Genomic DNA, 19,660 nt, shown 5'->3' with positions numbered 1-19,660 from the left:
AACACATTCGCTATTTTCATGACTATAATCTCATATCAGCATCAGTTCTATGCGTAACGATCACTCAGCCAGTGCTAACAAAAAGAGGACTTCTCAGGATATAGCCTCCTGGAACCCCTCTCTTATGACCAACTTATGCCCTATATTATGGTTCTTCATTGTGGCCTGCCCGCCAGCAGCTTGCGCTCCAGATAGGCCACCCCCTGATACATCAACGTAGCCACCACCGAAATAATCAGGAGACTGGACATCACCAGCGTGAAATTGAACACTTGAAAGCCGTAAATAATCAAATATCCCAGTCCGCTCTTGGCTGTCAGGAATTCACCTACGATGACACCAACCCATGCCATACCCACATTCACCTTGAGCGAAGAGATAATAGTAGGAAAAGAGGCGGGCAGGATGACCTTCGCAAAAATATCGCGCTTGCTCCCCCCAAGTGTCCTGACCACCTTAATGTAATGATCATTGACTTCCCGAAAGCTGTTGTACACGACAAGCGTTGTAACGATGACCGTGATGGACAATGTCGTCATCAGAATGGCCATGAAGCCTGCTCCAAACATAACTATAAATATCGGACCGAGAGCCACCTTGGGCATGCTGTTAAATACAACCATGTACGGGTCCAGCACTCTGGAGAGGAAAGGTGACCACCAAATGAGAACTGCCAGCAGCGTCCCGAGTAGTGTTCCCAGCAAGAAGCCCGCGATGGTCTCCCCGACAGTCACGCCCAGATGACCCCAGAGCTCGCCGCTGAGTGCATCACCGACAATCTGAAGCACCACCTTGGTGGGGTAGCTGAACAGCAGTACATCAATCCAACGCAGTCGAGCTGCGATCTCCCATAGGGCAAGGGATGCAAATAATATTACGAGCTGCACGGACAGCACACGTCGGGTTAACTGTCGACTACGTCTCAGATGCTCCCGGTGCAGAGTCTTCAGCCAGGATGAATCCCGCTTCACAACGGATTTCTCCATATCTGTCACTCCCTTCCGCCCGAGTCTTCCAGCTCGGCCCAGATTTCGTGGAACAGCTCGTTAAAGCCCGGCTGCTCCCTGGCATAAAACGGTTGTGTGTCGCGAATCTGCACCGGTACCCGGAACATGCGTCGAAGATGACCAGGATTTCGGCCCAATACAATGACACGATCACTGACTGCGATCGCCTCCGCCAGATCATGCGTGACCAGAATCGCTGTCTTGCCCCGTTCACGGAGCGTCTCGGCAATCAAATCCTCCAGCTGCAGCTTCGTCTGATAATCCAGAGCCGAGAACGGCTCATCCAGGAGCAGAAGGCTGGGGTTGGTCGCAAGTGTTCGGACCAGTGCCACACGCTGCCTCATCCCACCGGACAGCTGCGATGGGTACAGCTGCTCTGTACCACCTAGTCCCATGCCCCGCAGCAGGAGCTGTGCCCGTTCCTTTGCTTCCTCGTCCACACGGCCATTCAATTCGAAGCCCAGCAGCGCATTATCAAGAATCGTCCGCCAAGGAAATAAATAGTCCTGCTGCAGCATATACCCAACCATGCTGCTAGGGCCCTCTACCGCTTTGCCGCGGAGCAGGACCTCCCCCGTAGTTGGCTGCAGCAGACCCGCAATCATGGATAGTATAGTCGTCTTGCCACATCCGCTGGGGCCTACAAGACTGATGAATTCGCCGGCAGCGACCGATAGATTCAAGTCCTCTACCGCCAGAGAGGCCTGACGATCCGTCACATATACATGGGTCACATGTCTGAGCTCTACCATTCGGTTCAAGGCAGGTCGCCCCCTTTCAGCGATGATTTATTCGGTCGAAGCGGCTTGCAGCGCATGACTGTTGTCTACAATCTCGGTAAGTGGTACCCGACGCTGAAGCTCTCCAGCCCCGTCCAGCACATCCAGCAGATTATTCCACTCTGCTTCGTCGATTTCCGGGCTAACGGCGTATGTCCCCTGCTCCTTGTACCGTTTGACACTGCTGACCACAATTGCTTTGTCGGTATCCTTGAAGAATGGCAGGATCGCTTCGGCAATCTCCTCTGCTGTATGCGTGTCTACCCACAGCTGGGCTTTGTGTACTGCGTTCGTGAATTTCTGAATGGCCTCTGGATGTTTCTTCATATAACTCTGTTTAGCCATGTAGACCGTATACGGTAATTGTCCACTCTCTTCTCCAAAGGAAGCAACCACCTTGCCTCGGCCCTCCTGTTCAAAGATCGAAGCCTGTGGCTCGAACAGCTGCACATAATCGCCAGTGCCTGAAGCGAACGCCGAGGCAATATTCGCAAAATCTATGTTCTGAATCAGTTCCATATCCTGATGGGGATCAATCCCCTGCTTACGCAATGTAAATTCTCCCGCCATTTGCGGCATGCCGCCTTTGCGTTGACCCAAAAACTTGGACCCAACCAGGGAGTTCCAATCGAAGGGCCCTTCAGCATGTCGCGCGAACAGGAAGGTCCCATCCGTCTGCGTTAGCTGTGCAAAGTTCATGACAGGGTCCTCTGTCCCCTGCTGCGCTACATATATAGAGGTCTCTGCTCCGATTAGCGCAATATCCGATTGATTGGATAATAGAGCCGTCATGGATTTATCCCCTCCGGGAATCGTCGTAAGCTCTACATTTAGCCCCTCTTCTTCAAAAAAGCCCTGACTCAGTGCTACATATTGCGGTGCATAGAATATTGTCCGCGCAACCTCGCCTAGTTGTATCTCGATCCCTTGCTGCTTTGGCACGCAGCCACCGAGCAATAGCCCGCACAGCACTGCTGCCATTCCCGTCTTGATCCAGCCGGCTGTTCTCATCCCCATTCCTCCCAATTCACCTTCAAACTTTCTATATAACTATGCAGATGTTTCAGGAATGGTTAATCGCACATACCACGCTACATCCATCTTTCTACAATGCACACCGCACTTAATACATACACTACACTATCCATTCATGCACGCATCTCGACAGGGATTACCATGATTGCTTAAGTTACAAACTGTGCAACAATGTCTCCTTCTACTGGGGCAAGCTTCGCGCAGAGATAACGACAAAAAAGCCCTCCTTGGGAGGGCCTTTTGTGCTACATGCAGCCATGACAAACGGTGTTATCCCATAGTTGCTAACAAGCTTAATGGGAACGCAGCAGCATACATTCGTTATCGTTAAGAACGATTTCGGTCTGATCAATTTCGACTAGAGCTTATAAATCTCAGTATACTTCTGCTCCAGATAATCAGCCAGATAATCCGGATTCAATTCCTCACCTGTAATAGCTTCGATCAATTCGGAAGGCGTGCGGCTCTTGCCGTACACATAAATTTTGTCCGTCAGCCACTCCTTGATGGGCAGCAGCTCACCACGCGCGATATAATGATCGAATTCTGGCATTTCCTTACGCAGCGTCGCCAAAATTTGTGCGGCATACATATTTCCTAAAGAATACGAGGCGAAATATCCAAAATCACCGCCAGACCAATGCACGTCCTGTAGCACTCCCTGACTGTTGCTTGGAGGTGTGAGCCCCAGATACGCTTTGTACTTCTCATTCCATACTTCTGGTAGCTTACTGACCTCAAGACCTTCGTTGAACAGCATCTTCTCGATCTCATAACGGATAATAATATGAAGATTGTAGGTCAATTCATCAGCTTCAATCCGGATCAAGGAATTCTCCACCCGATTCACTGCCAGATAGAACTGCTCCATCGTCACGTCCTTCAATTGCTCTGGGAAATGCTTCTGCAGATCGTTATAGTAGCGCTGCCAGAATGGTTTGCTTCGGCCAATCATATTTTCCCATAGACGGGACTGCGATTCGTGAATCCCCATCGAGGTTCCTTCAGCCAGTAGCGTACCTGCCAGCTCCTGCGAGATATTTTGCTCATACAGCGCATGCCCTCCTTCATGGAGAGAACTGAAGATCGCACTGAGGACATCATTCGGCATGTAGTGAGTCGTGATGCGAACATCCCCGGGATTCAGTCCAGTAGCAAAAGGATGCACACTCTCATCAAGTCGTCCCGCTTCGAAGTCGTAGCCCATTTCCTTGAGCAGGAACAGTCCGAATGCTTCTTGCTGCTTGACATCATAGTCCTTATGTAAGAAATCGTGTGTCGGCTGGTGCGGAGATGCCTGAATACGCTCCAATAGTGGTACCAGTCTTTTCTTAAGCCTTCCGAACACATCGTCCAGCTTTGCAACCGTCAGCTCAGGCTCGTACATATCCAGCAGCGTATCATAACGAGTATCCTTCACGCCCCAGTATTCAATAAATTCCTGCTTGAAGGCTACAATCTTCGTAAGGTAGGGTTCAAAGCCAGCAAAGTCGTTATTAGCCTTCGCTTCTTCCCAATAGCTCTCGGATTGCGCGGCGAGAATGCTGTACTCGTTGATCTTGTCCGCCGGAACGGAAAGATTACGCTCGTATTCTGTGCGGCATTCTTCAATCAGTCGTCGATCTGTATCGCTAAGATCTGCCATGATTCCTGGATCAGCAAAATACTTCAGCAGCTCGCCCATCTGTGGCGACACCTGCAGCTTGAAGCATTCTGTAGTGAGCATTCCGATCGTCTGCGAGCGGATATCGACTCCTTTGCGGGGAGCTCCCGTTCTTAGATCCCAATGCATGAGTCCGATTGCCTCCACATAGCTTTTAATCTTGCGAACCAGTTCCTTCAGCTCTTCGAGCCGCTCAGCTGGTGCTTGTGCCATACTATCCACCTCATTTCATTTTTTTGCTTACTACTTGATGATACTTCTATAGTTACGTATAATCAAATTCAATTCCGCTTCAAAAGCTAAATTTTGAAATAAGTAATTCACCGCTTTAAGATCACTTGCAAATGTAGGAGGAATGAACGTGAATCAGATCCAGCAAATACTAGAACATAACAAAGCCTTCGTGGAAAAAAAAGAATACGAGAGCTTCAAGACTGGCAAATTCCCCAACAAAAAAATGGTGTTAATCACTTGTATGGACACCCGTTTGGTAGAGTTATTGCATAGTGCTATGAATTTTCGTAACGGAGACGTTAAAGTCATCAAGAATGCCGGAGCGATCATCTCTCAACCCTTCGGAAGTGTCATGCGGAGCGTGCTGGTAGCCATCTATGAGCTAGGCGCCGATGAAGTCGTTGTCGTCGGACATCATGAATGTGGCATGGCTGCCTTGAACTCAGATGTCATGATCGGACACATGCTGGAGCGCGGAATATCACAAGAGGTCCTAAGTACGCTAGAAAATTCAGGTATCAAGCTTAAGAAATGGCTACGTGGCTTCGAAAATGTCACAGAAGGCGTGACAAGCACTGTGGGAGTCATCAAGAACCATCCGTTACTACCTGCGGAAGTGCCCGTGCATGGCATGATTATTCACCCAGAGACAGGTGAGCTTACCTTAGTAGTAGACGGTTACGAGCAGGAAAAAGCATAAGTTCCCTCTACACTTGAGAGGCCGATTTCAGGAAACATATGGAATCGGCCTCTTTCTGTTACATAAGCAATTCAGAGCACAAGTTGTCAAACCATACAGTTTCAGTGTACACTTTTATATAAGCCTTTTGCATCAATCCAATAAGTGATTTTCAACGAACAATATTTATAGTGCAGTTCAATACTTTGCGTATAATATTGTGCTTGATGACGCTGTAATGGGATGTGCAAAACGCTGAAAAAGTGGCTGCTCGTATGCAGCAGACCGCTCAGCCGCCGATTCAAATGTACAACATGTTCGCAAATTGGATGAAGGAGACTATTCAATATGAATTTGCTATCCTATGGTTTATTAGGATTGCTCGCTAGACGGGAATCCTCGGGCTACGATCTGATGCTGGAGATTCAGCCTTTTTGGCAAGCCAAGCACAGTCAGATCTACCCGTTGCTATCACGTATGGAGAAGAACGGACTTCTGTCCTCCCGTTGGATTCAGCAATCGGACAAACCCGACAAGAAAATGTATTCCATTACAGACAAAGGTATTCATACTTTGCAGCAATGGACTCAAGAGTCTGCAGCCCCACCCGTTACGAGGGATGAGCTGAGTCTTCGCCTATTCTGTCTATGGCTTGCTGATCAGGGCAGTGCCGTCCGTATGCTGGAAGAACGCAAACGGCATTTTACAGGACGCATTCAATATTTCGAAAAGATTCTGGAGAACATCCCGACAGATAATTTGCATTTCGGCAGCCCTTCCTTCGGCGATTTCATTCTGGTACAGAAGGGTCTCTTGAATGCCAAGGCTGGTCTGGAATGGTGCCAGATGGTGCTTCGCATGCTCGCTACGGGTGATGTAAGAGCTGATAACAATCCATTCTTGACGCTCAACAGCTAGTAACTTAATCGGAATTTGGACCTGATTACTCCCGAGCTGATCTGCCATTCAGAACTGTTTCAGATCACATTAGTGCTCTGCGGTAAAAAAAGAGGCATTGAATTACTCGTTCGTATTGCACGCATAAAATTATCATTTTTTTATTAATTATTTTTGAAACCCTTCTCCAGCTGATTCGTATAACATGTGTAAGCGGCTGAGTAAGATGATTAATTTAAATTAAATGGAGGTATTCGATATTAATGAAAGCATTCTCACTTAAAAAATTCACCATGATTATGATGGCCTTCACCTTAATCTTTGCCTTGGCTGCGCCTTCCACGGCAGATGCTAGACGAGGCGGCTTCAAATCCGGAGTCAAGAGCTACCAGCAGACACCTAACAAAGCCAACAACAGCAGTAACGTCAACAAGAGCGACAGCGGCACGAACAACACGAATGGCGCTGCTTCCAACACGGCAAACCGTACTACGGGTGGTGGCATGTTCGGTGGTGGCGGACTCATGAAGGGCCTGATGATCGGCGGTATTGCAGGCTTGCTGTTTGGCGGACTGTTCGCTGGTATGGGTGGACTGGGTGAGATCCTGGGTCTTGCAGTGAACCTGCTCGTTATTTATCTGATTGTGGTAGCTGCATTCGCACTGTATCGCAACTTCAAAAATCGCCGCAAAGTCAATGATTCTCACCAAGGACGTTGATAAACTATGGTTATTAGCATGGATGAAATTATAAACGCGGTCTGCCTTCATATGGCTGAACGCAAGCAAGTAAGCCCGACCGATATTTCGGTCGAACTTAGCTGGGATGAGGACACAGGCTACACTGCTGAAGTATGGGTTCATGGCAGAAGTCAGTATCTGGTCGAGTCCAACATTACTGAAGCTATCCTGAGATACGTGCATACCGAATATCAGATTCGGGCCTATCGTGAGGATTTGACGCTGCATTTGGATGAAGAGATCACAGCTCATATTCGCACGTAGTCTGAACACCGAATAGATATACGTTAATAGCAAAGGGGATTCCCGATGGTTCCATGAACCGGGGAATCCCCTTTTTGCACATAAGCTAGAATCAGACCCATCTTTTCTGCATCGCTGAATTTGATTGTCTCTAATGTTCAAAATTCAAATGGCTCTAGTGATGAACGTTATCCAATCTCACGTTTCGAATCAACTGCAGTGCGGACAGCCCGGACAGCAGCTCATCGATCGATTGCTTCACATCGTTGTGCCCAGTCGCAATTCGCAGCTCTGGGTGAGTGGGCACCTCATAGGGTGCGCTGACTCCTGTAAAATTCGGAATATCTCCACTTCGTGCCTTCCGATACATTCCCTTAGGATCACGACTTTCGCAAATATCAAGGTCACAATCCACATACACCTCGCAGAACGGAATGGGCCCGATGATCTCTCTGGCCTGGTGACGATCTGCTTCGTAGGGTGAAATCAGAGCACAGATGGTGACCACTCCCGCATTCGCTAGTAGACGTGCGGCTTCGGCTGTCCTTCGAATATTCTCTGCTCGTGCCTCGGCAGTAAACCCCAGATCACGATTAAGGCCTTGGCGCAATACATCCCCATCCAAGAGGGCCGTTCGAATGCCCTTCTCATGCAAGATATGCTCAAGCTCTATAGCAAGCGTGGATTTGCCTGCACCGGGCAGACCCGTTAACCAGATTACGGCTGCTGTATGCTCGTTAAGCTGTTCCTTGTCTCGTCTCAGAAGCGGCGTACGAGCCTGTATCATGCCTGCTGCACCTCCCTGTCCTCTTGCGGTATCGGTCGACCTGGAATCCGTTCCAGCAGTCCTCCGCCGAATTGCTCACCAATCGGATGCCCCTTCATATGGATATATCCGATGTGACAGCCGCACATCTTCATGCGACAGCTTCGCTCAGCAGCCAATCCCTCAAGTCCTTGCCGATAGAGATGGCCGATGACTTGCCGATCCTTGTAGCATCGTTTGACATTCCCATTCCCCTGCACGTAGAAGACCGTCTCTCCTGCTGCACAAGCCTTGCCCTGACTCGGATAATCCTGTACATTCCATCCAAAGTGAGGATCAAGAGCGGTTAATTCCTCTATCTCCGCGGGCGTATAATAGTGTGGGCGGTCTTTGAAGGCATTCACCCACATATAGACCTCCTTCGGAAGCTGGGCCCGGAGGGTGCGAATAGCTGGAAACGACTGACGAATCCCCACCGTCCCAACACTGAGTCCAAGCCCACGGCTGTGGATGGCTTGACATTGAGACAGAAAGTGGTCTTCCTGTGTCTGACCTGGATGATAAGTCGCCCAGAATGACATTTTCCCTGGCTGCAATTGCTCTGTCCAGTCCAGCTTCACGGATAGATTCGTCTGAATGGATAACTTCTCGATATGAGGCATATGGGATAAACGTACCAGAGCCTCGCGATACCAGGAATGAATCAACGCCTCGCCATAGGGATTAAAAAAGATCGACAGCGTATGCCCCTGCTCCTGCTGTGCTTCAACCCAGTCTACAAATTCCGCCAGCTGTCTGCGATCAAGCATTAGTGTCTCACGCGAATCCTTCGTCTTGCTGAAAGGACAATATGGACAAGTATAATTACAAGAGGATAGTGTCCCTCGATAATATAAAGTCGCCCTCATGCGTGTACATATCCTTCCATTCGGTTACGAACATCGGATGAAATCAACCAATCCCCAATGGCATCCGAGTAGCCCATGCCCTCCTCTGTCAGCCGAAGAACGTTCTCTTCAATATATGCAACTCCAGTACCGACCAGCATCGACAGCTCTGGTACGTGAACGAAGGGCTCTGCGCCAAAGCGCTCACTATAGGCTGCAAGCTCCAGCCCCTCTGCATGGAGAAGTGCCTTCAGGATGAAACGACGCTGCCGCTCCTCTTCATTCAAGATGAAGCCGTAGTCCACGGCATCATGTCGCTTGGCTGCCACATAATCTGCAAGAATATGCCGTGTTGCTGCAATGCTCGTACCGTATCTGGAAGCGTAATGAACGCCCTGAGTATACGAGCGTGCGCCGCAGCCCAGACCTACCATTCCTTCCTCCTGACAGCTGTAGGGAAGCAGTGATTTCGTGGTACCTGCACCCTCACGTGCAAAGCGTCGCATGGAGAACTGCTTATAGCCAGCCTGCAGAAGCCGTTGACTCGCGGCCTTGTATAGCTCAAGGCGAATATCCTTCTCTAGACCTGTCTGTCCAGGCTTGAGAATGGTATTCTCACGAATATATAGTGGGTAAATAAAAATTTCACCGGGATTGTACGACAGAGCCTGTTCCAGCGAATACAGCCACGACTCTACCGTCTGCCCAGGTAGTCCATAGATCAGGTCTACATTTAGTAGCGGGAAACGATACTCTTGTAGCATACCCAATGCCTGTCGGACCAGAGCGGGCTTTTGCGGTCGATGAATGGCTATGCTCTCCTCTTCTACAAAGCTCTGAATGCCCATGCTGATTCGATCGGTACGGTGCTTCTTCAGCACCTCCAGCCGATCGGGAGTAACTGTATCTGGTGAGGTCTCCACCGAAATGGAGACTTGCTCCGTATCCAGCCCCATCTCTTGCTTGGCAATATGGAATACCCGCTCCAGCAGCTCCGCTGACAGCAAAGTAGGTGTTCCACCACCAATCGCAAAGCGAGAGAACGGACTTCCCTTCACAAATGGAGCCCATTCACGTGCCTGACGCTCAAGCGCATCCACGTACTCCACATGGACATCAGCTCTTCGATCCGGGAGCGTGAAGAGATTGCAGAAGCCGCATCTCGCACCGCAAAACGGGATATGCATGTACAAAAAATAGCTCTCCAGCTTCTCCTTACTCCATAGGGTGGATAATGGAATCGGTGGATTAATCTCATGATATGCCGTCTTATGTGGATAAGAGTATAAATAAGAACGATAGGGGGCCTCCCGTAGTCCTGCCTCCCATTCGATCCAGTGCTGCGGCCAATCTGCTCTGTTCATTCGCTGTGGCCTCTTACTCTGATGTGTAGAGCCGCCACGATTCATGGACAGAGCCGGTTCCTCGGGCACGGTACTCATTAATGCTCCCTCCTCTCATTTATGCTCCATCAGGACATCAAGCCCCTGTTCATACTTCAATCTGCTGTCTGCTGCACGATATTTCTCATCACAGGAAGAATTCGCGATATGGCACATTCCAGACGACCTCGTGTGCTAGCCGATGCCCTTCATAGCCATCCTCTCCGTAGGCCGTTCCATGATCCGAGAACACCATGCAGAAGGTCTTGGAGCGTCTGCGCATCGCTTCGAACAGTGGCCCCAATTGCTCATCCACATATCGAAGCCCCGCTCTCTGGGTCTCGATGGAATCCTTCTTCGCACCCGGTACAAAATAATGATTGGGGCCATGCAGAGCCGACACATTCAAAAACATAAATAGCCGCTGCGCAGGATCAGCATCAGCTAGAAGCTTTAGCGCATGATTTACTTGATGCTCCGTGGATCTCGGGTTCGTTACACCGAAGGTCATCCGCCAGTAGCTTTCCATAAAGTATGATGGCAGAACCTTGGCCAGCTTGTTCTTTTTGGTGAAGAAGATGACACCACCTATACAAATGGTCCGATACCCTTCCTGCTGTAGTCCTGTTACCAGGTCAGGGGCATCAAACAACCAGCTATGGGGGTGCGTGGGCAGTCCTGTATTTTTCGTATGAAACAGCCTTACATGTGAGGCTTTGTCGGTGTTCGCTGGCGTCGGTAGAAATCCACCAAAGAAGGCATGGTGAGCCGCATAGGTAAAGCTTCCTGGTGTATGTCTCTTCTCCCAGGGGCCGTCCGCACACAGGTTCGGACAATGCTCCTCCTCCAGCTTGGCTACATCATAACGCAGCGTATCCAGTGTAATCATCAGGATGTCATGGGTACCTACAATCTCATTCATATCTGGCATTCGGCACCCTCCTTGTCATTGCAGTTGTCTATCTTACTCTATATTTAATGCGCCATTTCCCACGTATACGTGTCCATGCCTTCATAGCGAACATGATACAGCAGATCACCATAAGGATTCATATCCACCACATAGGGTGCGCTGCCGTCCGCAGGAACCAATACATCCACTCCCGCTGTCGTGGAATGTGGAAACGCCGCAAGAGCTTGCTCGGCTGTTGCTGCCACCTTCTGCAGGATAGGATTGGCTAGCCCTGCCTCCTCAGGCTGAAGACGTTCGTTGCGCAGGTGAAGATTGGTAATCGGTGTTCGGCTTGCACGTAGCACGGCATGGCAGGCCTTGCCCCGGTGTACTAGCTGCCGGACATCGAAGGCTTTCCCGTGAATGGAAGCTTTGGGAATCCAGCGCTCCACATGTACTCCCTCGTGACATAGCCAGTCTAATAGTCGCCCGATGCTTGCTGCGTCGGTATACTTGTGTAGGCGGCCAGAGTTGTAGAATACGAGCTCACCTCTGCTTTGCTCCATTCCAATCGTCGTCTGGGCAATTTCTTTCCCCGTCACCGGATGAAATTGATAGGCAATCACACCCGAAGCAGCAGAGCCGCAGAACAGCTTGATGAATGCGCGATGCATGCCTGCATTCTGCAAGTTCTCTCTCAGTTCCTCACCGCTTCCTGGAATCGCAACATCCGCAGGGCAATGCTTCGCAGAAGGCCTTAATGAGTGCCCATGCAGCGATTGAGGGACTCTCACCCCTGCTGAAGACAGACGGATACTGGTGCAACGCTTGTCGAACATGACTGGAATCTCCACAGGATCATTGATCCAGTGGTGTTCAGGCCATAGTAGTAGCATTTCCGAGCGAAGCCATGCCAGCAATCGGCAGTAGCCTTTGAACCACTGCGCAGGATACCAAATACGCCCTGGATGCGGCTGCAATGCTCTGGCCTGCTCTGCCAAGAGCATTCTTCCCGTAGCTAGACTGCCCTTCATGGGCAGCAGGCTATCGTCGCCTATGCTCTCTTCAGCGCCTAGAGCGATAAGCTCCATTTCTACACCAAAATGATCACCTGGAGCATCAAGACGCAGGACTGGGCCTCTGGCGCTGGCTGAACGATTAACATGCACCGCCATCAACTCAGGCATTTCCGACAGGTGTCGCCCCCTACGCTTCCATTCCAGCAGTTCAAGGTAGCTCAGCACTATGGGTGGTTGCAATCCGAGACTGTCTCTGGCTTGTTGAATACCGAGTATGCGCTTATTGCCTGAATTACCGATGACAATGTAAGGCACATTCCTCATCCAGGCGATGTTGTCCACATGAGGGCTGTCTGCATAGATGTCAGGCATCCCCTCGCCTACCTGCCTACATGTCGCGCGATTCATGATGATCCCACCTTTGCTACGTTCATCAGCTACATTCACTAATGTCTATGGCACATCCTATTCGGTCAATGCCGGATAACGCCAATCATCCTCATCAGACTCTTGCTGTTCACTTACATCTACAGACAGTCCACTTTGTTTCCATTTCAGCAGCATCTCATCCGACATGTAATGGTAGCTTAGATTCAGATGCTTGAGCTTACGCACACTCTCGCTTGCCAGCAGAGCCTCAGCTCCTTGATCCGATAGCGTGCCCATGGAGAGGTCAAGCAACTCCAATTGACTCAGCACCGGGGACTGTGCAGCAGCGATTGCAATCTCGTCCTGTAGCTCACTATCCTTGAGCCCAAGATAAGTCAGCTTCGGAAAAGGATTCTGGTTCAGAAATGGTAAGATATCCTCCATTTGTCCATCAAAGCCATAGTCCTCAACCCCAAGATACAGCTCCAGCTTCCGTAGCTCCGGTAGAGAGGCTGCATGGATTTGATGAAGGACTCTTTTTGGAAGTCCACCACAAATAATGACGAGCTCCTGTAAATGGTCATGATTCAGCGGGTCAAGCTCCAGATCTGTACTTCCCTTGACCGTGAACGACTCCAGCTGGGGAAAAGCCTGCAGCAGCGGCCCCAGATTCGCTTGATTGATCCAGGATACCTCACATTCCTCGTAGCCCATGTCTCCAATAAACAGCTTCTTTAATTGCGGGAACTGTTCCTTTTGTGCAATCAGCTCTTCCACAAAATCCTCTGGGCCCTGCTCATAGGCTCCGCCCCAGTCACCAATGATCAATGAGGTCACCTCTGTGCTCTCCGGCTTCCCCGCCAGCTCACGAACCAGGTCCACCATTACTGCTCCACCTTCATAGGCTTCATAATCCAAGGATAACTTGATTTCCATCGTGAATCCCTCCATTTATCATATGAAAAAGGCCACTCTTAGTGTAAATGACCGACCTGCTTCTCGTCAAAATTTGACAATTCACACTATATAGATTGAACTGAAGATGTTCAGAGCTCGGGTCCGCGCAACTATGGTGAACGTTTGGACCTCCAGCCGCTTTCATGCTTATTTAGCTCGTTCTACAACCTTGCCGCAATTAGCACTTGAATTTGCAGAACAAAAAACGGTGCTACCGACTATCGGCAACACCGCTTATATACAGCAACAACAATTATAACAACTGCATATTACAACTTATTGGGAAACACGAATTGGAGTATGGTCCTCCAGCAAAGCCAGTTTATTGGTAATAACGGACTCTCCCTTTCCAATTCCGCCTGTTAACAGTGTCTGCGAACCGGCTGTTTGCCCGATCTTGACCTCTTTACGTACAGCTACCCCTTCTTGAGCAACATACACATAATCATGCTCATCTACGTGCTGTACGGCAGAGCTAGGAACCAGAATCCCGGACTCGGCATCATGATCTGCGAAGCTGACGGCTGCCAGCATCCCTGCCTTAAAGCTCATATCAGCATTATCCACTTCAATCTTCACCGGGTAGCCTTTTCCATTCTGGCTTAGCGGGCTGATCGTCTTGACCGTCCCTGAGGTTACGTAATCGAAGGCGGTAGCTCGTACCTGAACGCGGTCGCCTGGCTTAATCTGATTAATGTCCTCGGATGGCACATAGATCAAGGTATTGACCTTGCTCAGATTCGTCACTACTAATGCCGCTGCCTGAGGAGATACCATCTCTCCCGTTTCCATATTTCGGGCCCCTACTACACCGTTAATTGGCGAGGTAATGACGCTGTCCTTCAGGGCATTTTGTGCAATATCCTTGTTAATCTGTGCCTGCTTCAACGATTCCTGACTTGCAGTAATAGCTGCCGTACTGCGTGATACCTCAAGCTGATGCTCAGCATTTCCGTATCCACTGGAGGCATTGCTAAATGAGCTATTGGCATTCGCATAGGCTTGACGAGCTGTCTCCAGCGCCTTCTGGGCCGCGATGTGCTGCTGCTCGGCATTCGCTTGTGCGTTCTCAGCATTGCTATGTGCCGTTTCGGCAGCAGTCATGCTTGTTTGAGCCTGCTCCAGCTGGGATTTTGTAGCCGCTCCCTCTTCGAACAAGGTCTGGATTCGACTAAGATTCCGCTGCGAATCCTCCAAAGCCTGCTGGGTCTGCTTAACTGCATTTTTTGCCGTGGTCACTCCATTCGTACTCTGCTTAACGGCAGACTCGGCTTGTGTGACTGCATTGCTAGCCTGGCTGAGCCCATTGCGGGATTGAATAACACCGCTCTTGGACTGCACTACCCCTGACTGTGCTTGGACCATGCTGGATTCATGCGAGACGGTCGCCGTCTCTACACCCGCTGCTGCTGCGGTAGCTGCTGCCTCGGCTTTAGCCACATTATTGCGCAGGTCCTGATCCTCCAGTGTGAAGAGCACTTGTCCCTTCTTGACCTCGGACCCTACATCGACTTGAAGAGCCGCCACGCGACCGGATATTTTCGGTACGATGTTTACCGTTTCGGCAGGTGTAATCGTGCCCGTATATTGGCTTCCGTGACCAAGGATGCCTTCTTGCGACTGGTACACCTTCACAGGCACAACCATTTCCCCTGTTGCTGGCGTACTTGTTGCGCAGCCCGACAGGAGGGCAGTTGTTACTATTAGGACAGGCAATGCCCGCTGCATTTGCATTTTTATCATAGCTATTCCCTTCTTTACTGATGACATCATAATCTGTTGTACGACAGACAGACCTGGTACTTCATAGCCCTTCATCTGAATGCCGTTTTGTGTAACGCGTTGCTTAGAATCCGTGATGAACATCCCTACTTACAAAGCCGGAATTACAATCCATCATTATAATGCGTGCTTATGAAGCCTGCTCACGCTGCTTACGCTGACCGATGAACAGCAAAATAAGCGGTATCGCGCAAAATAACGGAACCGATGAGATCAAAAACGTATCCGCAATACCTCGTGATGCAGCATCCAACTGAATCAGCTTGGAGACCGTAGAGGTCCAGCCACTGCCCAGCATACTCTGAAAAGTGTGAGCCGCATCTGCAGTAATCGACTCGGATACATGCTGTGCATGCACTGCCGATCGGCTCTGCATAATGGATGTAAAGACCGCAATCGCCATCGAAGCCGATACCGTACGCACCAAGTTAGAGGCCGTGGAGGCGTTGGCTACCTTGCTTGGATGAACGGCGTTCATCCCTACTGTCGATAGAGGCATCATACAAATGCCGATTCCGATGCCGCGTAGCGCCATGACGGTCTCTAGCCATGCATGGGATGTATCTGGTGTAAGCAGATGCAAGTGATAAGTCATGAAGCTTGTGAGTGTCAGCCCCACCAGTCCGAGCGGCACGATGCCGTATTTATCGAATAGACGTCCAGCAATCGGCATCATGACAGCCATCGCCACCGCTTGGGGAATGAGTATGATACCTGTCTCAATCGGTGAGACACCCTGAATATTTTGCAAAAACAACGGAGTCAGGAAGGTCCCGCCATACATCCCCATCATGACCAAGCTGGAGGCCACTACGCTAATGCTGTATTTAAAATTTTTGAACAAGGAAATCTCAATCACTGCGTTCTCCTTGCCACTCTCCACATAAATCAGGAAAATCAAGGACCAGACAGCTATGAATAACAGACCTACGATCTTGAAAGAAGTCCAGCCGTCACTCTGTCCGTTGGATAGAGCATACAGGAGTGTTCCTGCACAAGTCGCAGCCAGTACAAAGCCGGGCAGGTCAAACGCCCTCGGCGTCCCCTTCTCTGGCTCCTTGATCAGGAAGACCACTAGCAGAATCGCCAATACCGTTACAGGCAGACACACGATGAACAGGAATCTCCAGTTGACCCACTCGATCAAATAACCACTGAGCGTCGGACCTACGGCAGGAGCAGCCATCGCTGCAATCCCCCATATTCCAAGTGCCATACCGATCTGATGTCGTGGAATGATCTTGTAGACAATTGTCATGCTCAGCGGCATGATGACGCCTCCACCCAAGCCAGCCAGCACGCGTGCCGCAATCAAGGAGCTGTCGCTCCACGCCAAAGCACAAATAGCCGTTCCGATCGCGAAGATGCTCAGCGCAAGGATGAGAAATTTCTTGTAGCCAATCTTCTGCTCCATGTACCCGGTAATCGGAACGATCACCCCCGAAGCCAGGGTATAACCAGTTATTACCCATTGAATACGGGAGGTCGTTGAGCCGAGATCCGTAGTCAGCTTTGGAATCGCGACATTAATCAGACTGTTATTAAGGATAGCGACGAACGCTCCGAGTACAATGGCCATAAATGCCAGCCAGCTTTCCTTGTCAGCACCTGGTGGAGAGGTCGTGATTTCCGTATCAGCCACGTTTACCCCTCCTATTTTGTATGGATTTTCACTTCAACGTTCGAGCCAGGGATGAGCTTCATGCCTTCGGGAACGTTCAATTCAATTTCAATGGGAATTCGCTGTGTTACCTTATTATAGTTACCACTCGTATTGACGGAAGAGATCAAGGAGAAGACGGAGTTCGTAGCTTGGCCAATGGTTCTGACCTTCCCTTGAATCGAACGGTTGCCTGCTGCATCCAGCGTAACGTCCACTAGCTGCCCAGCCGCGATGCGACTAATGTCTGTCTCTTCAATGTTCGCTGATACGTACAAACTATTCATGTCGGCCATCGTCACTACAGCCTGCCCAGATGTCCCCATTTCATGCTCCTTGGCATGCACCTTGATGACGGTGCCACTGATCGGGGCATGGAGAACGGATTTGTTAATCATGCTGGAATCCAGTCCACTAACGTCCTGCTCTGCCACAGGCTCATCCTTGAGCAATTCGTCGCCTTCTTCCACATCAATATGTGTAATTTCCGCTGAGATCAAGGGCATAACCTTGTAGGCATCCGCCTGAATTCGAGCATCCTCACTCTTCACAAAATGAGAACCCTGATACCAGTAATAGAATCCGATTGTTCCGCCGCTGAGAATCAATAAAATGACTAACACCGGCAATATTGTCTTCTTGCTCACTGCCTTTCCACTCCAGTTCTATATTTATTATGAAAATGTAACATTAACAATTTGAAACATTTTACATTTTTACCTAATCAACATGTCCCTCATCCCCTTATTTGCTCTACATCATGTGCGATCTCCTGTTGTTCTGACTGTCTCTTACACCTAGTCATGAAGAACCATATTACAATTTTAACATATGAAACTAATGATATATTATATAAGTATTCTTCAAATAATCAATAACAAAATTTGCTCAATACCAAAATATTCTGTATGAATCACAACAAAAAACGGTTGCTCAGGACTGGCGAAATGCCGCAAAGCCTGAAACAACCGTTATATGTACTTTCACAATAACCATATTTGAAAAGCTCAAATACCTACTCAGCTCAGTAGTCTACCTGGCCCTTCCCCTGCTGACTCCACTCGATTCAAATAGCTCATTCGCCGGGACACACACGATGCGCACTGGCATTCGCGGCTGCTCCGCTGGACATCCTTCAAGGAATCGCGCAGCAAAGCTACATAATCCATAGCCTGACTTAAGGACTGGCGATGCGTAAAGAAGGTCAATCTACGATTCTCCAGCAAGCAAAAAACCTCAATGCTGGAAGGAAGCCGACCAAAGGCATAGTAACAAAAGACGGTCACCAGATGGCGGTAAGCCTCAACTACAGCTTCATGGTAGCTGACCAAATATTTCTGTACCAGCATCGGCTGCCCTTGATCAGCCTGCTGCCACATCGCTTGAATAATAACTGACAGCTCGATTGCCAAGTCTGGGATTGGTGTACGGAATTGCTCGTATAATAGGACTGGTACGCCCAGGTCCTGATTCGAGGTCCCTACTTTGTAGATTCCCGCAGTGATTTGCTCCTTCATCTCCCAATAATGCGTTACGGATTCGAAGCCATCTGGCCGCTTGGGCCACCATTTCTCCAGCATATATTGCAGCGGAATTTCATTCCTGACCTCAGGGCGCAGGTGATAGTACTCACTAAGAGCGTGACCAACCGCGTATTGCACATGATGCTCCCAGTCCCAGCTTTGTCTGCGGTTCGATTTCTGCTCCGCCTTCTGAAGCCGATAAGGGCAACGCCACAAATGCTCGATCTGATAGTCCATCAGCAGCGGAAGGGAGACCGATTCCTGATCAGCATTCTTCATCCAGCTTCACTCCCCTCTTGACATGTGTCATACCGGTTCTTTGCTATGTTGTACGTACTGACGTCCAAAGGAGCGGCAAGTCTCCTTCTCATCATCCCTTGGATTGAATTCAAGCTTCAGACTCTCCTGCACCACAGTAGCTCCGCGCTCCTTGATCTTATTTTCGAGCAAATCTACGGCTCCACAGAATTCCGCATAGGATGTATCTCCGCTGCCGAACAGTGCAGTGCGCGTACCCGCGAGATCCACTTCATCCAGCTCCTCGAAGAAATCCTCAAATTCATCAGGAAGCTCTCCGTCGCCCCATGTGTACAATCCCATAATGTATCCATCATACTCCAGCAACTGTGAAGCACTGCACTCATGGGATTCCTTCAATACGACTTCATGCCCCTCCTGACGAATCCCCTCCGCAATCAGCTCGGCAATCTCCTCGGTATTTCCTGTCATGCTTGCGTACACAATGATAAATTTCATCTATATAATCCTCGCTTTCTGGCTCATGATCCATATTCTATATCCATCATATTTGATAATGATTCTCATTGTCAAATATAAAAAATGAAGCATTATTTCTCTAGAGTAAAGGGCTGGATTCAAACCAGCCCCTCCTCATCAAACCGTACATGAGGTTTTCCCTCATACGGCTTTCCGATGTTCGTCTTTCATGGGCATGCAGATCACAATAACGTTTTTAGTCCATACATGTTAGCAATATACTTGACTTCAGGTCCTGAACTCATCCAACTCCTGCGCTGCCTCTTCTTTGCATACCACCGGGTTAATCGCTGCAGAATATACCAATCCAGCTTGGCTAATCTCTTTTGGCTGTGGTTCGTGTAGTAGTAATTTCTCCATCCTTGAATC

General features: G+C 49.5%; 20 protein-coding genes. 4 read left to right on the top strand and 16 right to left on the bottom strand.

From position 1 onward, the window contains the following. Positions 1 to 155: 155 nt before the first annotated feature. The 4 genes from D328_RS0106710 to D328_RS0106695 all read right to left on the bottom strand — a co-directional run bounded on the left by D328_RS0106710 (position 156) and on the right by D328_RS0106695 (position 4,697). Positions 156 to 986 (bottom strand): ABC transporter permease, encoded by an 831-nt coding sequence (locus tag D328_RS0106710; protein ID WP_018884205.1) that lies wholly within the window; start codon positions 984 to 986, stop codon positions 156 to 158. Between the two features lie 5 nt (positions 987 to 991). Next, a complete protein-coding gene (locus D328_RS0106705) occupies positions 992 to 1,759 on the bottom strand; it encodes an ABC transporter ATP-binding protein (RefSeq protein WP_033412505.1) in 768 nt (255 codons plus the stop codon). 36 nt (positions 1,760 to 1,795) lie between these two features. Beyond that, complete coding sequence (locus D328_RS0106700; RefSeq protein ID WP_018884203.1) at positions 1,796 to 2,797, bottom strand: ABC transporter substrate-binding protein; 1,002 nt, start codon at positions 2,795 to 2,797, stop codon at positions 1,796 to 1,798. A 382-nt stretch (positions 2,798 to 3,179) separates the two neighbouring features. After that, positions 3,180 to 4,697: a carboxypeptidase M32 gene (locus tag D328_RS0106695; RefSeq protein WP_018884202.1), complete on the bottom strand. Its 1,518-nt coding sequence runs from the start codon at positions 4,695 to 4,697 to the stop codon at positions 3,180 to 3,182. A gap of 148 nt (positions 4,698 to 4,845) precedes the next feature. On the opposite strand from D328_RS0106695, the gene D328_RS0106690 reads away from it, so the two are divergent. The 4 genes from D328_RS0106690 (at position 4,846) to D328_RS0106675 (ending at position 7,298) form a co-directional block, all read left to right on the top strand. After that, the gene (locus tag D328_RS0106690) at positions 4,846 to 5,418 is read left to right on the top strand and encodes a beta-class carbonic anhydrase (RefSeq protein ID WP_018884201.1); all 573 of its coding nucleotides are present in this window, start codon (positions 4,846 to 4,848) and stop codon (positions 5,416 to 5,418) included. A 327-nt stretch (positions 5,419 to 5,745) separates the two neighbouring features. Further along, on the top strand, positions 5,746 to 6,315 hold the full coding sequence (locus tag D328_RS0106685; protein WP_018884200.1) for a PadR family transcriptional regulator: 570 nt from the start codon (positions 5,746 to 5,748) through the stop codon (positions 6,313 to 6,315). Between the two features lie 242 nt (positions 6,316 to 6,557). Continuing rightward, positions 6,558 to 7,013 (top strand): hypothetical protein, encoded by a 456-nt coding sequence (locus D328_RS0106680; protein WP_018884199.1) that lies wholly within the window; start codon positions 6,558 to 6,560, stop codon positions 7,011 to 7,013. 6 nt (positions 7,014 to 7,019) lie between these two features. After that, positions 7,020 to 7,298: a YxcD family protein gene (locus tag D328_RS0106675; RefSeq protein ID WP_018884198.1), complete on the top strand. Its 279-nt coding sequence runs from the start codon at positions 7,020 to 7,022 to the stop codon at positions 7,296 to 7,298. Between the two features lie 154 nt (positions 7,299 to 7,452). On the opposite strand, the gene cysC is transcribed toward D328_RS0106675, so the two are convergent. The 12 genes from cysC to D328_RS30610 all read right to left on the bottom strand — a co-directional run bounded on the left by cysC (position 7,453) and on the right by D328_RS30610 (position 19,659). After that, on the bottom strand, positions 7,453 to 8,064 hold the full coding sequence (cysC, locus tag D328_RS28465) for an adenylyl-sulfate kinase (RefSeq protein ID WP_018884197.1): 612 nt from the start codon (positions 8,062 to 8,064) through the stop codon (positions 7,453 to 7,455). Then, a complete protein-coding gene (locus D328_RS0106665; protein WP_018884196.1) occupies positions 8,061 to 8,951 on the bottom strand; it encodes an STM4011 family radical SAM protein in 891 nt (296 codons plus the stop codon). The genes cysC and D328_RS0106665 overlap by 4 nt, the downstream gene beginning before the upstream one ends. After that, complete coding sequence (locus tag D328_RS0106660) at positions 8,948 to 10,294, bottom strand: STM4012 family radical SAM protein (protein WP_154658997.1); 1,347 nt, start codon at positions 10,292 to 10,294, stop codon at positions 8,948 to 8,950. Before D328_RS0106660 ends, D328_RS0106665 begins: the two co-directional genes overlap by 4 nt. Positions 10,295 to 10,460: 166 nt before the next feature. After that, complete coding sequence (locus tag D328_RS0106655) at positions 10,461 to 11,243, bottom strand: STM4013/SEN3800 family hydrolase (RefSeq protein ID WP_018884194.1); 783 nt, start codon at positions 11,241 to 11,243, stop codon at positions 10,461 to 10,463. A gap of 44 nt (positions 11,244 to 11,287) precedes the next feature. Beyond that, positions 11,288 to 12,631, bottom strand: a complete 1,344-nt coding sequence (locus D328_RS0106650) for an STM4014 family protein (RefSeq protein WP_324608925.1) — start codon at positions 12,629 to 12,631, stop codon at positions 11,288 to 11,290. Positions 12,632 to 12,688: 57 nt separating this feature from the next. Further along, entirely contained in the window at positions 12,689 to 13,528 is an 840-nt protein-coding gene (locus tag D328_RS0106645; protein WP_018884192.1) for an STM4015 family protein, read from the bottom strand. Positions 13,529 to 13,825: 297 nt separating this feature from the next. Beyond that, positions 13,826 to 15,292 carry an efflux RND transporter periplasmic adaptor subunit gene (locus D328_RS0106640; RefSeq protein ID WP_026281036.1) on the bottom strand — a complete coding sequence of 489 codons (1,467 nt, stop codon included), beginning with the start codon at positions 15,290 to 15,292 and terminating at the stop codon, positions 13,826 to 13,828. 169 nt (positions 15,293 to 15,461) lie between these two features. Continuing rightward, positions 15,462 to 16,973, bottom strand: coding sequence for a DHA2 family efflux MFS transporter permease subunit (locus D328_RS0106635; protein WP_018884190.1), 1,512 nt, complete (start codon positions 16,971 to 16,973; stop codon positions 15,462 to 15,464). Positions 16,974 to 16,984: 11 nt separating this feature from the next. Further along, positions 16,985 to 17,638: an HlyD family secretion protein gene (locus D328_RS0106630; RefSeq protein ID WP_018884189.1), complete on the bottom strand. Its 654-nt coding sequence runs from the start codon at positions 17,636 to 17,638 to the stop codon at positions 16,985 to 16,987. Positions 17,639 to 18,010: 372 nt separating this feature from the next. Continuing rightward, positions 18,011 to 18,793, bottom strand: a complete 783-nt coding sequence (locus tag D328_RS0106625) for a hypothetical protein (protein WP_018884188.1) — start codon at positions 18,791 to 18,793, stop codon at positions 18,011 to 18,013. 27 nt (positions 18,794 to 18,820) lie between these two features. Next, the gene (locus D328_RS0106620; RefSeq protein ID WP_018884187.1) at positions 18,821 to 19,270 is read right to left on the bottom strand and encodes a flavodoxin; all 450 of its coding nucleotides are present in this window, start codon (positions 19,268 to 19,270) and stop codon (positions 18,821 to 18,823) included. Between the two features lie 203 nt (positions 19,271 to 19,473). Further along, positions 19,474 to 19,659: a group II intron maturase-specific domain-containing protein gene (locus D328_RS30610; RefSeq protein WP_081625233.1), complete on the bottom strand. Its 186-nt coding sequence runs from the start codon at positions 19,657 to 19,659 to the stop codon at positions 19,474 to 19,476. Between the last annotated feature and the right edge of the window lies 1 nt (position 19,660).

It is taken from the genome of Paenibacillus massiliensis 2301065 = DSM 16942, from assembly GCF_000377505.1.
GTDB classification, from domain to species: domain Bacteria; phylum Bacillota; class Bacilli; order Paenibacillales; family Paenibacillaceae; genus Paenibacillus; species Paenibacillus massiliensis.
This window is presented reverse-complemented; position numbering and strand designations above follow the sequence as displayed.

Bases quoted from the DNA above. Each gene is read 5' to 3' on its own strand.
- D328_RS0106710 (WP_018884205.1), bottom strand. From the start codon at position 986: ATGGAGAAATCCGTTGTGAAGCGGGATTCATCCTGGCTGAAGACTCTG.
- D328_RS0106705 (WP_033412505.1), bottom strand. From the start codon at position 1,759: ATGGTAGAGCTCAGACATGTGACCCATGTATATGTGACGGATCGTCAG.
- D328_RS0106700 (WP_018884203.1), bottom strand. From the start codon at position 2,797: ATGAGAACAGCCGGCTGGATCAAGACGGGAATGGCAGCAGTGCTGTGC.
- D328_RS0106695 (WP_018884202.1), bottom strand. From the start codon at position 4,697: ATGGCACAAGCACCAGCTGAGCGGCTCGAAGAGCTGAAGGAACTGGTT.
- D328_RS0106685 (WP_018884200.1), top strand. From the start codon at position 5,746: ATGAATTTGCTATCCTATGGTTTATTAGGATTGCTCGCTAGACGGGAA.
- D328_RS0106680 (WP_018884199.1), top strand. From the start codon at position 6,558: ATGAAAGCATTCTCACTTAAAAAATTCACCATGATTATGATGGCCTTC.
- D328_RS0106675 (WP_018884198.1), top strand. From the start codon at position 7,020: ATGGTTATTAGCATGGATGAAATTATAAACGCGGTCTGCCTTCATATG.
- cysC (WP_018884197.1), bottom strand. From the start codon at position 8,064: ATGATACAGGCTCGTACGCCGCTTCTGAGACGAGACAAGGAACAGCTT.
- D328_RS0106665 (WP_018884196.1), bottom strand. From the start codon at position 8,951: ATGAGGGCGACTTTATATTATCGAGGGACACTATCCTCTTGTAATTAT.
- D328_RS0106660 (WP_154658997.1), bottom strand. From the start codon at position 10,294: ATGAACAGAGCAGATTGGCCGCAGCACTGGATCGAATGGGAGGCAGGA.
- D328_RS0106655 (WP_018884194.1), bottom strand. From the start codon at position 11,243: ATGCCAGATATGAATGAGATTGTAGGTACCCATGACATCCTGATGATT.
- D328_RS0106650 (WP_324608925.1), bottom strand. From the start codon at position 12,631: ATGAATCGCGCGACATGTAGGCAGGTAGGCGAGGGGATGCCTGACATC.
- D328_RS0106645 (WP_018884192.1), bottom strand. From the start codon at position 13,528: ATGGAAATCAAGTTATCCTTGGATTATGAAGCCTATGAAGGTGGAGCA.
- D328_RS0106640 (WP_026281036.1), bottom strand. From the start codon at position 15,292: ATGATAAAAATGCAAATGCAGCGGGCATTGCCTGTCCTAATAGTAACA.
- D328_RS0106625 (WP_018884188.1), bottom strand. From the start codon at position 18,793: ATGAAGAATGCTGATCAGGAATCGGTCTCCCTTCCGCTGCTGATGGAC.
- D328_RS0106620 (WP_018884187.1), bottom strand. From the start codon at position 19,270: ATGAAATTTATCATTGTGTACGCAAGCATGACAGGAAATACCGAGGAG.